Here is a 12,487-nt window from a genome sequence, read left to right as displayed (position 1 = left end):
AGATGTTTATAAGAGACCGGTAGCGAACTACGCAGTGTCACCAGGGGAGATTTCGGCCCCAATCCACCACCGGTGCCCGCCTGACCTGCATCGACTCGCTAACTCACCGGCATTGGACTGACCTGCCACTTTAGGGCGGCGGCAGCCCCGTTTGCATAACTTTCACCGATTCGGACGTAATGGTCATTACCGCATTTTTTCGGTGAATGTGGCCAGCTATGTTCGACTCGCCTGCTGCAGACATGCCAGCACACCGCCTAGCTGAGCCGCCGTCACCGGGCCGCGGTCCGGGAGCGAGGCCTGCTGCCAGGCACGGAGCGCTAGGTCCCGATCTCCAGCAGCTGCCTGGAGGACGTGTCCCTTGGCCTCGTCCTCACCAATGGACTCCGTCTCCAGCCCCAGGTCCATCAGGTGCACCACCACCCGCGCCTTGTGCATCGGATTCGACGCCAGAGCCTCCATCTCCTTGTAGACCAGCACCCGGCGCCCCACCAACGACTGAGCCCGCGTGATCATCGCCGCACCAGCATCCGTGTCGCCCCGATCCGTACGGATGGCCGGCTCCAACTCACCCGAGACGTTGCGCAGCAACAGCACACCGCGCTTACTCGAGTCCTCCGTCACTACTCCCAGCAGCGTCGCGGGAAACCGAGTCGCCGCGCCCAATCGCTGAATGTCCCGGGCCACCACATCACCCAACACAAAGAGATCGACGGCCAGCGCTCGTACCCGCGTCTGCCAGGCCGATTCCTCCCCCGCGACACACGGACCGGCCGCCTGTGCGGCAGCAATAACAAGGGGCTGATGACTGCTCATGCACCCATCATGGCCCCCGCGGCAACCTCGCCCCAGGCTGGGCTGGGGCCGTTCTCGCCGGGCACAAGCCCGCATGGCGGGGTCATCCGGGTGTGAGTAGTTGAGGTGCAGGAAGGCCCGGTGCGAGCACCGTGTTGTACCACGGCAAGGGCATCAAGCCGCGAAGCCCCAGGGCTGGGCATCTGCTCTGAGTCGGGCCCGAGGGCGGGCAGCGGTGCAGGTGTGCTCCTCGAACAGCACCTTCGCCGCGCGCGCGAGCGTCCGTGACGCTTCTCCCGCTGCGGCAGCGTGGGCAGGCGCTCTTTCTCCCTGGCCCGCTTCGCCGTGCCGATCAGCAGGGCCCTGGACCTGGTCCAGGGCCCTGGTAGGCGGCAGCCACGCAGACGCAGACTTTCGGTGCCGTGGCCCGCGCGACTGGGAGGCTGCGCCGTCAGGCCGTGCGCCAGCGGCGGAGGGTGTCGTTCGAATGGGACGTGAGCCAGGTGCCGTCGCCCAGGGCGAGAGGGTCGCAGCAGGTGGTGGCCGAGTAGGTGACTTCGGCGGTGGGGCGGAGGGTGTGGGCCTCCAGGAGGAGATTGCGGTTGTCCTCCCCGTCCTGCTCCTCGGCGACGGCCGCCAGGACGCGGTCCGCGTCGAGGAAGCCCGGTCGGTAGCCCACGAAGCGCAGGCCGTCGGGGAGGACGTCCTCCGCGTCCGCGCTGACGTCCGGGTGTCCGGGCTGGTAGCGGCCCAGCCAGTCGCCGCCCACGTCCAGTTTGAGGAACGCCCCGTCGCGGGCCAGTCCGGCGAACGGCTCGTCCTCGTAGCCGACGTGTTCCGCCTGCGGGGTGTCGCCGTTCAGGGTGACGAGCAGGGCGTGGAAGGTGTCGCCCTGGGGGCGTCCAGGAAAATCTGGGCAGGGTCGGTCAGCGACTGCTGGAAGCCGTAACCGGCGGAGGCCGACGGGAGTACCGTCTGCGCGAGGAGGCGGCCGTCGGCGAGGTCGAGTACGACGATCAGGTCGCCGGGGTAGGGGCCGTCGGGGTTCGTCGGGCCGGGTACCGTCACCAGCAGCCGGCGGCCCGAGGAGTCGGCCGTACAGGCCCCCGTGGCGATGCGCTCGTCGGCCCAGGACTCGTGTTCGTACCTCCACCGCGTCCGCCCGTCCGCCTCGACCACGGCGACGTACCCACTGCCGATCACCGCCAAGGCGCCATCCGGGAGGGGGGAGACGAACGCGGTGCGGAGAGCGGGACCGGGTGCCGCGCGGAGTTCCTGTCCGTCGAAGACCCGGGACTGATCCTCGGAAACCCGCGCGAGGACCAGGTCCTTGTCCTCTCTGCCCACCATCCAGACCGCGCCGTTGCGCACCTGCCAGGCATCAGGCCGGAAGTAGCCTGAGCCGATCCCGGGAAGACGCTCCTCGGCCAGCAGCACAGCGTTGACATGTGTGATTTCCATGCTGCCTGTTTACGCGGGTTTGTGCGGGGAGGGCCAATAGAACTGGTTCTGCTGTGCCCCGTGGGAATGGGAGTGGACCAGCCCGAACATGGCTCCGCCGCTGCCCCGGACGACGGGCGCACAGAACTTGTTGCAGACGACGTTCGACGCGGCGCCGTGCGATGGCAGCCACGTGGGCTGCGACTGGCCGTCGTTCATCCTGCTGAGGAAGGCCAGGATGTTCTGCTCGGCGTGACCCCCTTGTCGCCCTTGGGTACCTTCATGTACTCGCTGCTGGGCAGCGGGACCAGCCCCAGGGACTTGGCCAGGGCGATCTGGGCGGCGTCCAGCTTGCTCTTGCTGGTGTCGGCCACGAAGGTCACGGCCCCCCTTGGGGGTCTCAGACCAGCAAGAACCGCCCGGCGCCTGAACTCGTCGTGGTTACGTGGGCTATGCCTCCCCCGCGGTTCCCGGAGCAGTACTGCCGCAAGGTCCTCCGGCTCGGCGGCGTTCACCTGAAGAGCCAGTTGACGACGGCCTCGGCGGCGCCGCTCACGGCGGCCAGCGCGAGGAGTCGTAGGCACCTGGCGAGCGCGTCGCGGGTACGGGGGGAGGGGTTCGGGGTGTCGGTGTCGGCCATGGCTGTCTCCTTCGCCGCGTAGCGGGTCGCCCGATGCGGCCCGGCTGCGGTGCCAGTACCGCGCTTCCGGGGAGTTTCCGGCGAGGTGTCCGAGGGCTGCAGGAGGCTTGTGCGGCCGTGACAAGCCTGGTGGGCTGGCATCTCACAGTCTTTTCCGGGGAGTTCGGGAGGGTGGCAGTGGCGGAGCGCGCGCGGCGGTTCTGGGCGGAGCTCGCGACGGTGTACGAGAGCGCGGGGCGCCCGACGCTCGAGCGCTTGGTGCAACTCGGAGAACAGCGGAACCCACCGGTGAAGATCGGCGTGTCGACCCTCAGCGACTGGCTCAATGGCCGCACCGTTCCGGACCGAAACGACCGGTATGTGATGGCGCTCGTCCACTTTCTTCAGCAGGAAGCGGCAGGCGTGGGGAGCGGATACGCGAGGCGGCCCGAGGGGTGGTGGCAGCAACTCCTGGCGGCGGCCCGCCAGGAGCGCAACACCACACGCGGCGGTCGGCCCGCGACCCGGGCCGCGTCACCGGGCCCGCCGCCCGGTCCCGTGACGCTGCCCCCGGATCTGGCGGGATTCACCGGCCGTGCGGCCGAACTGGCCGAGATCCTGGATCTGCTGGAGCCCGACGGTGGCTCCGGTGGCGGTCCGGGCGACGCCGCGGCGGCTGCGGTGGTCGTGTCGGCGGGGATGGGAGGGGTCGGTAAGACGGCCCTGGCTGTGCACGCCGCCCACCAGGCCCGGGTACGAGGGTGGTTCCCCGGCGGGATCCTCTTCGCCGACCTGCGCGGCTACAGCAACGCCCCCCAAGTGGAGGCGGGCGCGGTCGCGGACCGGTTCCTGCGCGCACTCGGGGTGAAGACGAAGGATCTGCCAGGCACCGACGAGAAGCTGGATGCCTGGCGGATCCACCTGGACACCCGGGCGGCGCAAGGCCGTCCGCTCCTCGTCATCCTGGACAACGTTCGCGAGCCCGGGCAGATCGACGCCCTGCTGCCCGCCGCACCGCACCGGGCCCTGGTCACCTCGCGGCACACCCTGTCCTCGCTGCCCGCCCGCCGCGTCGATCTCTCCCCGATGAGCCCGGCCGACGCCGTCGACCTCCTGGACCGGACGCTGCGGGCCGGCGGCACCGACGACGCGCGCGTCATCGCGCAGCACGACGACGCACTGCGGCTGGCGCGGCTATGCGGGCGCCTGCCGCTGGCGCTGAAGATCATCGGTGCCCTGCTGCGGGACGAGCCCGACCGGCGCCTGGCCGATCAGGCCGACGAACTACGCGACGCCCGGACCCGCCTGGACCGGCTCGCCTACGACGGGGACGACGACGAAGGCCGCCCCTTGGCGTTGCGGGCGTCGCTGGAGCTGTCCTACCAGCACCTGACGGAGCCGCAGCAGCGCGCGCTGCGCCTGCTGGCTGCGGCGCCCGGGCCGGACGTGTCGACCGCCGCGGCGGCCGCCCTGCTCGGCGAGAGCGCCACCCACGCCCGGCGTCTCCTGGCCGGCCTGGCCAGGACCCACCTCCTGGAGCCCGCCACCGCAGGGCCGGAGCGCTGGGCGATGCACGACCTCGTCCGCCTCTTCGCCGACGACCTCGGCCAGAGGGAGGCGCCAGCCGACGGCCGGGAGCCGGCGGTGTCGCGCCTGCTCCACCACTACCTCACCACCGCCCAGGACGCCGACGCCCACCTGTGGCCCGAGCAGAACACGCCCGCCTCCGGCACCTTCGCCGACCGCGACCAGGCGCTGGCGTGGCTTGACGCCGAGCGCAGCAACCTTGTCGCAGCCGCCCTCGCCGCCCCCGCGCACCACCCCGCCGCCACCAGCCTCGACCAGGCTCTCGCCATGTACTTCACCCACTCCGGCCACTTCGCCGACTCCATCCGGCTGAGTAGCGCAGCAGCCGCCGTCTTGCGCGAGGCCGGCGACCGCCGGCGCGAGGGCAGCGCCCTGAACACCCTCGGGACAGCTCTGACCCACGTACGGGACTTTGAACAGGCCGTCGACATCTTCACGGAGGTCATCGGCCTCTACCGGGATGTCGGCGACCGCCGTGCCGAGGCCATGACGTTGGGCAACCTGGGCGGCGCCCTGATGCGCCTGGAAAGATTCCCCGAAGCGGCCGAGACCTTCCACCGCGCAGGCGCCCTCTTCCGTGAGACCGGCGATCTCTATAGCCAAGCGCAGGTGATGGGCAACATGGCGGCCCTCCTGGTGGATGCGGGCAAGCCGGAGCACGCCGTCCAGACCCTCACCGAGGTCGTTGCCGTCTTCCGCAAGATGGGCGACCGCCGCAGCGAAGGCACGGCCCTGGGCAACCTGGGGCGCGCCCTGCTCGAGTTGGGCCGACTGGACGAGGCCGTCACGGCGTACACCGACGCGGTCGCCGCCTGCCGTCACGCCGGCGAGCGCCGCACCGAGGGCACGACGCTGTACAACCTCGGCGCCGCCCTGGTCGTGTCAGACCGGCCGGAGGAGGCCGCCGGGACACTTACCGACGCGATCACCGTCTGCCGGGGGACCGGCGACCGCCACGGCGAGGCCATGGCGCTGAGCAACCTCGGCCTGCTCCGTAACCAGGAGCGGAGATTCGCCGACGCCGCCGACCACTTCACCACCGCCGCCGCCCTCTTCGGGGAAACGGGCGACCGCACCCGCGAGGGCCTGATGCTGAACAGCCTAGGCGGCACCCTCGTCGCCACGGGCAGGCTGGCGGACGCCATCGACGTCGGCACCCGGGAGCTGGAGATCTGCCGCGAGATCGGCGACCGCAGGGGCGAGGGCATCGTGCTGACGAACCTCGGGCGCGCACTGTCCGAGCTCGGCCGCTTCGCCGAGGCCGCCGACCACCTCACCGCCGCGGTCGCGGTCTTCCGCGAGCTCGGCGACCCCGGCCGGGCAGCCGAGGCGCTGCTGCACGCGGCGCGGGCCCGCGCCGCGCGTGGACTGCCGGACTGACCCCGTCCGGCGAGGCGCGTGCGGGAGCCAATGCGGCCGCGGGATCGCCTCGCCGCTCTCCCTGACCATGCCGGACAAGAACGGCTGGTCCCAGGCCGGCGACTACTGCCTCGACAAAGCCCTGATCCCCCTTCACCGAGGCCCTCGACCGTGAAGAAGCACTACACCGCCGGAGGATGATCCGTGTACGACGCCCTGGACGACCCCACCCCTCCGCCGGTGGCTGACCATGACACCCGAAATCCCCCGGCACCAGGACGGGGCGGTCTGCCAGCCGTTGCAGGGTCGAGGAGATCGGCGGAGTCGTCGCCGGGGTCCGACCGCTCGGTGCGCCGTGCCCCTCCGGCGACCCAGTATGTGATGGCCGACGGCGGCGCTGGTCCCGAGGATCTCCGCGTGAGAGGGGAGCAGCGTTGACCCCCGACTGAGGGGGACGTGCGTGGGGTTCATCCCCGCGTGCGCGGGGAGCAGGCACCGACCGTCTGCGCGAGCATGAGGATGCCGGGGTCATCCCCGCGTGCGCGGGGAGCAGAGGGGTCCGACGTATCGAGAATGCCTAGGTGTGGGGTCATCCCCGCGTGCGCGGGGAGCAGCACAGCCGCGTGCCCGAACTGCCCGGGAGACCGGGGTCATCCCCGCGTGCGCGGGGAGCAGGGTGGGCAGGGTGGCCGGGCCCCCGGCGAGGAGGGGTCATCCCGCGTGCGCGGGGAGCAGATGGCGTAGCTGCTGCCGGGGAGGGTGCGGTCGGGGTCATCCCCGCGTGCGCGGGGAGCAGGCTTCTTGACCTGGGACTCTATGCGGGCGATGCGCCGTTCTTGAGTACTTTCACCGAATCCGGCAAATCAACAATTTCATACCAGAGCGAGGCGCCGTGATGGCAGGTGCCCCCAGGGCCAACGGCTACCACCAGTTGCAGTGCGCAGCCCCGCAGCTGCCTGTAGCGCGGCCTCGGCACCGCAAGCCGCTGCCCCACCCTCGGCCCCTCAACGGGGAACGAGCTCCGCAGGGGGTGATGGCCCCGTCCCGCGGGAGCGGTCAGCGAAGGTAGGTCTGCTGCCACTCCAGGGACGTCATGGAGAGGGCCGCGTCCGCCAGGGCCTTCGCCGAGTCCGTCTTCAGGCTGGCGAGGCTGGTGTCGATCCAGTTCTGGGTGAGGGTGTAGCCCTGTTCGCGGTACTCCACGGCCTGGATCAGGCACTCCAGCTTGTCCGCGTCGCGCGCCACGATCGCCTCGGGGGTGGTGCCGTCCTCGTACTCGTCGACCGCCGACTGCACGCCCGCGCGGACGGCCGGGTGCGCCGCCGAGACCTGGTCCGCGGTGACCTCCTGGTTGGAGGCGGCGCGCAGATAGCGGCGCCCGATGTGCGGGATGTCGCCGACCCGCGTCTCCTGGCTGTCGTGGAAGAGGCAGAGGAGGGAAGTTCGCGCCGGGTCGGCGCCCTCCATCATCGCCAGCACCGAGCCGATGACCCCGACCCGGAAGGAGTGCTCGGCGATGGTCTCGGGCTGCTTGTTCCCGAGGAACCACCAGCCCGTACGCGCGACGCGCTTGAGGACGCCCATCTCGAAGAGGAAGCCGGTCGTGCCCCGGGCCGTGTCGTCCTTCATCTGCTGCCTCCGGTCTCTCGGGTGTGCTGACCTAGAACGTATGCGACGGAGCCCAGTTCACGTCTGGATCTTTCCGACAGTTCTGCCCCGTCCAGGAGCTCCGCCACCTTCCCCTGCAGCGGGGCGCCGAGCCGGCCCGCTGCCTGCGGCAGCCACGGGAACGCGCGCAGCAGTGCCCACAGCGAGTGCGCGTACAGGTCCACGTAACCGGGGGCGAGGTGTATCCCGCGGGCCAGCGCGCGCAGCAGCGTCACCGGGTCCCAGCCGGTCAGCTCCCGGTCCCGCATGAAGGTGTCGTCGGCCTGCGGCACGGCGTACGCGCCGAGCCAGTACGCCCAGTAGTTCAGGTTCGCCGCCTCGGCGGTGTCGTCGTCGGCGACGGCCCGCTCGATGAAGTCCAGCAGCGGCTGCGGGTCTCCGAGGCGGGCCAGGGCGGTCGCGGTCGAGCGGGCCTCCGCCCAGTGCGGGGACCAGCCGCGCCGCGCCAGTACGTCCCGGCGCCCGTGCAGGGCCTGTGCGGTCCACGCGGCGGCGTCGGGCCCCCGGTCGTACGAGGCCAGATATAAGGCCTGCCGGTGCAGCAGCACCCCGCCCCCGCCCTGACCGGCGGCCAACTCGGCGCTCTCGCGCAGCCGGTCGAAGAACATCTGCCGGTCCGCCGGGCCCAGGAGCGGCGCGGCCGCCACGGGCCCGCGGCGGGGCGCGGGCGCCAGGCCGGCGAGCGCGGGCGGCGCCGTACCGGTCAGGGCCCAGGCGAGCATGTGCGCGGTGTCGCGGGTGTGGACCCAGCCGGCCAACGGGTGGGGGCCGCCCTGGCGGTCGGCGTCCAGGCCGCCGAGTCCGGAGGCGATGATGCGGTCCGCGTCCATCGCCGCGTCCAGGAGCCCCACCAGCCGGGGGTCGGCGCCGAGCGCGGGAAGCCGCCGGCGCAGCTCCAGCAGCGCCCCCACCCGCATGTGCGCCACCGGCCGGCGACCGGATTCCCAGCCCTGCCAGGTGTTCAGGTCCACGCCCAGGGCCTCCGCCATCGAGACCTGGGTACGCGGAATGCTCTGCCTGGCCAGGCGCAGCACGAAGCCCGTCACTGCGCCTGCTGATGTGTGCGGCCTGCTCATGACGGCCTGCCCCCGGTCGCGATGTCCTCTGACGAACTCGTACCCCGGGTCAGTCCTACCGCATCCGCAGTGACCCTACGGTCGTCCCGAGAAAGCCCGACCCGACCTGACCCCCGGCGCGGCCCAACCGCCTGCAGGCACAGGCCGTGTCGACCGGCCCGATGTGAGGAGGCCGCCCGTGAACGGACCGGCAGACGACACAGCAGACGACACGGCGGACAACGGCCTCGACCGCTTGCCGCAGGGCCACCCATCGCCCGAGCTCCTGGCGCGCGCCGGCCGCGGCCTCGCCCGATTCCTGCGCGGCTACGACCCCGCAAGCCAGCAGCCCGGCGGAGGGAACGACCGGACATGAGTACCCACCTCGGCTTCGGACACGAAGCGCATCCGCTGCTCGGCTGCCTGGTCCGCGACCTGGCCTCCGGCACCGAGGGGCGGCTGATGGCCGTCGTCCTCGAGGAGGTCGACACCCACGCGGGCCCGCGCTGGACCCGCCGCGCCTACATCCGCCCCGTGGCCGGCGGCACCGAGCTGGCGACCGCCGTGGCCAACATCCAGCTCCTCGCGGCTGCCTGAGCCGCCCCGCACCCGGGAGGCCGACCGCCCGGCCCCGGTGCGGCTACTCCCTCCGTACGGCCGACTTCCCCGGCCTGCGGACACCACCAAACCGACGGCCCGCCCGGGCCGCCGCCGGCACCTCGCGGAGGCATCGTGTACGACCGCTCCCCCCTCGCCGCCCTGACCGGCGCCACCGTCCTGGTGACGGGCGGTGCGGGGCTCATCGGCTCCCGCATCACCGCCCGGCTGCGCGCGCTCGGCGCCCGCCCCATCTCGCTGTGCAGCATGAACGCCTACCCCCAGCACGTCTACACCGACTTCTTCGGCGTCGACCCGACCGACCCGGACGTCATCACCGGCGACATCCGCGACGCCCCGCTCGTACGCAAGCTCGTGGCGGAGTGCGACTACGTCGTCCACGCGGCCGCCCTCGCGGACGTGGCGGCCTGCACCCGCGAGCCGCTCGCCGCGATCGACACGAACATCGCGGGAACCCAGGCCGTCCTGGACGCCGTCGCGGCCAGTGCCCGTATCCGGCGGATGGTGTTCGTGTCCTCCGCCAGCGTCTACGGCGACGGCAGCCCCGAGGAGGCCCACAGCCAGGAGCTGCTGACCATGCGCCAGCTTCTGGAGGTGGTCCACGGGCGGATCCCGCCCCAGTTCCACGAGGGCGACCGCATGCGGCCGGTGTCGGTGTACGGGAACACCAAGGCGTGGGGCGAGGAGCAGACCGCCCTCGTCTTGGGCCAGGTCGGGATCTCGTACGCGATCGTCCGGTACTTCTCCGTCTACGGGGAGCCGCAGACCGTCAAGCCCAACAGCCACTCGTGGGTGGTGGCCTGGTTCGCCGCCCGCGCCTCACTCGGGCTGCCGCTGCACCTGAACGGCGGCGGCCGCCAGGTCCGCGACCTGACCCACGTCGACGACATCGCCGAGGGCACCCTGCGCGCGCTGACCAGCCCCCGGGCGCACACCGAGACGGTCAACATCGGCACCGGGGTGGCAACCAGCATCCGCGACGTCGCCGACCTGGTCCGCGCCCACTACCCCGGCACACCGATGCTGGAGACGCCGCTGCCGGCCGGGGACCCGCTCGGCGGGTACGCCTCGGTCCGCCGCATGGAGAACATCCTGGGCTGGAAGCCGCGGGTGGCCATCGCCGACGGCGTGGCCCGCTACGTGGCGTGGCTGCAGAACGCCCCGCACGCCGCGCCCGGCTGGCTGGCGCAGACCGCGACGCAGGGCTGACGGGCCTAGATGACCGGCGGCCGGCCCAGCCGGGCCATCCGCACGACGGTGCGCCACCGCATGGGCCGGCGGGGTCCGCCGCTGGTCCGAACGCCCTCGGCGAACCCGCCGAACCAGGCCCGCAGCCCGGCCGCCGACCGCGTCCGGGCCACGGTCAGCACGGTCCACACGCCGAGGTAGACGGGGACGAGGGGGGCGGGCAGGTGGCGTTTGGCGAGCCAGACCCGGTTGCGGGCGGTCATCCGGTAGTAGACCGCGTGCCGGGCGGGAGAGGTCTTGGGGTGCTGGAGGACGAGCTGCGGCTCGTAGAGGATGTCCCAGCCGGCGTCCAGCGCGCGCCAGGCGAGGTCGGTCTCCTCGTGGGTGAAGAAGAACGAGTCCGGCCAGCCACCCGTCCGCTCCAGCATCGGCATCGACAGCGCGTGGCCGCCGCCGAGGAACGTCGTGACCAGGCCGCGCCGCATCGGGTCCTTCGCCCGCAGGCGGGGGATGTGGCGACGCTGGGTCTCGCCCGTCTCGTCGGCGATCCGGAAGCTGACGATGCCGAGGCGGCCCTGGTCCTCGTAGAGGTCGGCGATGCGTCGCACGACATCGGCATCGACAAGCAGCCCGTCGTCATCCAGGTCCACCAGTACGTCGACGTCCCCGAACTCCCGCAGCCGCCGCCACGCGACGTTGCGGCCGCCGGACACACCCAGGTTCTCCGCCAGCTCCACCCCTGTAACGCCCTCGGGCAGACCGGGCAGCGCACAGCCGTTGCCGACCACGACGATCCGGGCGGCGGGCTCGTCCTGCTTGGCGACCGAGTCCAGCAGGGCCCGCAGCTCGGGCATCCGGTCGCCCATCGTCAGCACGGCCACGCCCACCCGCGGTCGGGTCACACCCATCACGTCCTTCCTTCCGGCACGAGGTGAACGGCGAGCGTACCGCCCGCCCGAGCCATGCCCAGGCCACGCGAAAGGCCCCAAGCCATGACCCCGCTCCTCCTCAGCGACTACGTCTCGGCCCCCGCCCGCGGTCCCCTCTCCGGGACCCCGTACGGAAGCCTGGACACCTACGACCTCGCCGACTTCCTCGCCCGCTGGCCCGAACTCCACCGCCAATCCCTCGACGCGCTCGGCGACGCCGGCCGCATCCACCCGACCGCGTTCGTCCACCCCCAGGCGATCATCGGGGACGACGTCATCATCGGCGCGGGCGCGAAGGTCTTCGAGTTCTCCACCGTCCGCAAGGGCAGCGTGGTGTGCGCCGGCGCCTCGGTCGGGTTCAACTGCGAGGTGACGGCAGCGTTCATCGGCGAGGACGCCGTCCTCGGCCACCGTATCGGCATCAACCGTACGATCGTCGGCGCCCGGGCCCACCTGTCCGCCGGGGTCACGGTGGCCGCGATCAACATGTGCCGCGACATGCACACCCCGGACCGCGAGGTCATCATCCGCACCGAAACCGGCCTCTACCGATGCGGCACCACCCAATTCGGCGCCGTCATCGGCGACGACACCCAGACGGGCAACACCATCAGCCTCGGCCCGGGCGTCGCGGTCGGCCGCCACACCCAGCTCAACAGCGGCGTCACCCTGGCCGCCCGCACGGTCCCCACCGACTCCGTCGTAACGGCCCCGCACACGGCGGAGGCCAGGCTGCACTCCCGCCGCCGGCCGAGGCCGATGGGGGCCGTCGGCGGGTGAGCCAGCCGGGAAGCGCCAACCACTGTGGGGGTTCATCCCCGCGTGCGCGGGGAGCAGGGCCGTGTTCGTCGATGGCCAGAACCACTTCGCGGGGTCATCCCCGCGTGCGCGGGGAGCAGTGACCGTCTACGAGGAAGGAAGCGGCTACCCGGGGGTCATCCCCGCGTGCGCGGGGAGCAGTTCACCGTCGAACCGCGCACCGACATGGAGGTGGGGTCATCCCCGCGTGCGCGGGGAGCAGCCTCAGCGAGGGCGCGGACGCGGGTGAGCGCCGGGGTCATCCCCGCGTGCGCGGGGAGCAGCCGGTGATCTGCTTCGGCAGGACGGTCACGTCGGGGTCATCCCCGCGTGCGCGGGGAGCAGTCGAGGTCGACGTGTGTCAGGGAGATCGCGCGGGGGTCATCCCCGCGTGCGCGGGGAGCAGATCGTCTATGCCGCGAAGCCCGACG

General features: G+C 72.0%; 14 protein-coding genes and 2 CRISPR repeat arrays (1 of these 16 running past the window's edge). Of the genes, 5 read left to right on the top strand and 9 right to left on the bottom strand.

Features of this window, described 5'->3' with window-relative positions; translation table 11 throughout:
- Positions 1-216: 216 nt before the first annotated feature.
- The 6 genes from J7E94_RS07885 to J7E94_RS35360 form a co-directional block, all read right to left on the bottom strand.
- On the bottom strand, positions 217-816 hold the full coding sequence (locus tag J7E94_RS07885) for a hypothetical protein (protein ID WP_215013566.1): 600 nt from the start codon (positions 814-816) through the stop codon (positions 217-219).
- A 430-nt stretch (positions 817-1,246) separates the two neighbouring features.
- Positions 1,247-1,564: a hypothetical protein gene (locus J7E94_RS07880; protein WP_215013565.1), complete on the bottom strand. Its 318-nt coding sequence runs from the start codon at positions 1,562-1,564 to the stop codon at positions 1,247-1,249.
- 89 nt (positions 1,565-1,653) lie between these two features.
- Complete coding sequence (locus tag J7E94_RS07875) at positions 1,654-2,256, bottom strand: hypothetical protein (protein WP_215013564.1); 603 nt, start codon at positions 2,254-2,256, stop codon at positions 1,654-1,656.
- Positions 2,257-2,265: 9 nt separating this feature from the next.
- Positions 2,266-2,454: a hypothetical protein gene (locus J7E94_RS07870; protein ID WP_215013563.1), complete on the bottom strand. Its 189-nt coding sequence runs from the start codon at positions 2,452-2,454 to the stop codon at positions 2,266-2,268.
- Complete coding sequence (locus tag J7E94_RS07865; protein WP_215013562.1) at positions 2,451-2,618, bottom strand: hypothetical protein; 168 nt, start codon at positions 2,616-2,618, stop codon at positions 2,451-2,453. Before J7E94_RS07865 ends, J7E94_RS07870 begins: the two co-directional genes overlap by 4 nt.
- A gap of 128 nt (positions 2,619-2,746) precedes the next feature.
- A complete protein-coding gene (locus J7E94_RS35360; RefSeq protein WP_285440726.1) occupies positions 2,747-2,875 on the bottom strand; it encodes a hypothetical protein in 129 nt (42 codons plus the stop codon).
- A gap of 177 nt (positions 2,876-3,052) precedes the next feature.
- Here J7E94_RS35360 and J7E94_RS07860 point away from each other — a divergent pair, with 177 nt between their 5' ends.
- Positions 3,053-5,821 (top strand): tetratricopeptide repeat protein, encoded by a 2,769-nt coding sequence (locus tag J7E94_RS07860; RefSeq protein ID WP_215013560.1) that lies wholly within the window; start codon positions 3,053-3,055, stop codon positions 5,819-5,821.
- A 383-nt stretch (positions 5,822-6,204) separates the two neighbouring features.
- A CRISPR array of direct repeats spans positions 6,205-6,596; the repeat unit is 29 nt; unit sequence GGGGTCATCCCCGCGTGCGCGGGGAGCAG.
- A 260-nt stretch (positions 6,597-6,856) separates the two neighbouring features.
- Here the strand turns inward: J7E94_RS07860 and J7E94_RS07855 are convergent.
- Entirely contained in the window at positions 6,857-7,429 is a 573-nt protein-coding gene (locus J7E94_RS07855; protein WP_215013557.1) for an HD family hydrolase, read from the bottom strand.
- Positions 7,426-8,514, bottom strand: a complete 1,089-nt coding sequence (locus J7E94_RS07850) for an XRE family transcriptional regulator (protein WP_308344696.1) — start codon at positions 8,512-8,514, stop codon at positions 7,426-7,428. The genes J7E94_RS07855 and J7E94_RS07850 overlap by 4 nt, the downstream gene beginning before the upstream one ends.
- 208 nt (positions 8,515-8,722) lie before the next feature.
- Here J7E94_RS07850 and J7E94_RS07845 point away from each other — a divergent pair, with 208 nt between their 5' ends.
- From J7E94_RS07845 to J7E94_RS07835, 3 genes are all read left to right on the top strand, one after another.
- Positions 8,723-8,899 (top strand): hypothetical protein, encoded by a 177-nt coding sequence (locus tag J7E94_RS07845; protein WP_215013555.1) that lies wholly within the window; start codon positions 8,723-8,725, stop codon positions 8,897-8,899.
- Entirely contained in the window at positions 8,896-9,120 is a 225-nt protein-coding gene (locus tag J7E94_RS07840; protein WP_215013554.1) for a hypothetical protein, read from the top strand. The genes J7E94_RS07845 and J7E94_RS07840 overlap by 4 nt, the downstream gene beginning before the upstream one ends.
- Before the next feature lie 135 nt (positions 9,121-9,255).
- Positions 9,256-10,350 (top strand): NAD(P)-dependent oxidoreductase, encoded by a 1,095-nt coding sequence (locus tag J7E94_RS07835; RefSeq protein ID WP_215013553.1) that lies wholly within the window; start codon positions 9,256-9,258, stop codon positions 10,348-10,350.
- A gap of 5 nt (positions 10,351-10,355) precedes the next feature.
- On the opposite strand, the gene J7E94_RS07830 is transcribed toward J7E94_RS07835, so the two are convergent.
- On the bottom strand, positions 10,356-11,237 hold the full coding sequence (locus J7E94_RS07830) for a glycosyltransferase family 2 protein (RefSeq protein WP_215013552.1): 882 nt from the start codon (positions 11,235-11,237) through the stop codon (positions 10,356-10,358).
- 84 nt (positions 11,238-11,321) lie between these two features.
- Between J7E94_RS07830 and J7E94_RS07825 the strand changes: the two genes are divergently transcribed.
- Positions 11,322-12,038: a transferase gene (locus J7E94_RS07825; protein ID WP_215013551.1), complete on the top strand. Its 717-nt coding sequence runs from the start codon at positions 11,322-11,324 to the stop codon at positions 12,036-12,038.
- 28 nt (positions 12,039-12,066) lie between these two features.
- Positions 12,067-12,487: direct repeats of the CRISPR family, unit length 29 nt; unit sequence GGGGTCATCCCCGCGTGCGCGGGGAGCAG (it continues 36 nt past the right edge of the window).

It is taken from the genome of Streptomyces sp. ISL-94 (assembly GCF_018614075.1).
Taxonomy (GTDB): Bacteria; Actinomycetota; Actinomycetes; order Streptomycetales; family Streptomycetaceae; genus Streptomyces.
The sequence above is the reverse complement of the archived record's forward strand: the minus strand, read 5'-3'. Positions and strand labels throughout refer to the sequence as shown.

Bases quoted from the DNA above. Each gene is read 5' to 3' on its own strand.
- J7E94_RS07885 (WP_215013566.1), bottom strand. From the start codon at position 816: ATGAGCAGTCATCAGCCCCTTGTTATTGCTGCCGCACAGGCGGCCGGT.
- J7E94_RS07875 (WP_215013564.1), bottom strand. From the start codon at position 2,256: ATGGAAATCACACATGTCAACGCTGTGCTGCTGGCCGAGGAGCGTCTT.
- J7E94_RS07870 (WP_215013563.1), bottom strand. From the start codon at position 2,454: ATGAACGACGGCCAGTCGCAGCCCACGTGGCTGCCATCGCACGGCGCC.
- J7E94_RS35360 (WP_285440726.1), bottom strand. From the start codon at position 2,875: ATGGCCGACACCGACACCCCGAACCCCTCCCCCCGTACCCGCGACGCG.
- J7E94_RS07855 (WP_215013557.1), bottom strand. From the start codon at position 7,429: ATGAAGGACGACACGGCCCGGGGCACGACCGGCTTCCTCTTCGAGATG.
- J7E94_RS07840 (WP_215013554.1), top strand. From the start codon at position 8,896: ATGAGTACCCACCTCGGCTTCGGACACGAAGCGCATCCGCTGCTCGGC.
- J7E94_RS07830 (WP_215013552.1), bottom strand. From the start codon at position 11,237: ATGGGTGTGACCCGACCGCGGGTGGGCGTGGCCGTGCTGACGATGGGC.
- J7E94_RS07825 (WP_215013551.1), top strand. From the start codon at position 11,322: ATGACCCCGCTCCTCCTCAGCGACTACGTCTCGGCCCCCGCCCGCGGT.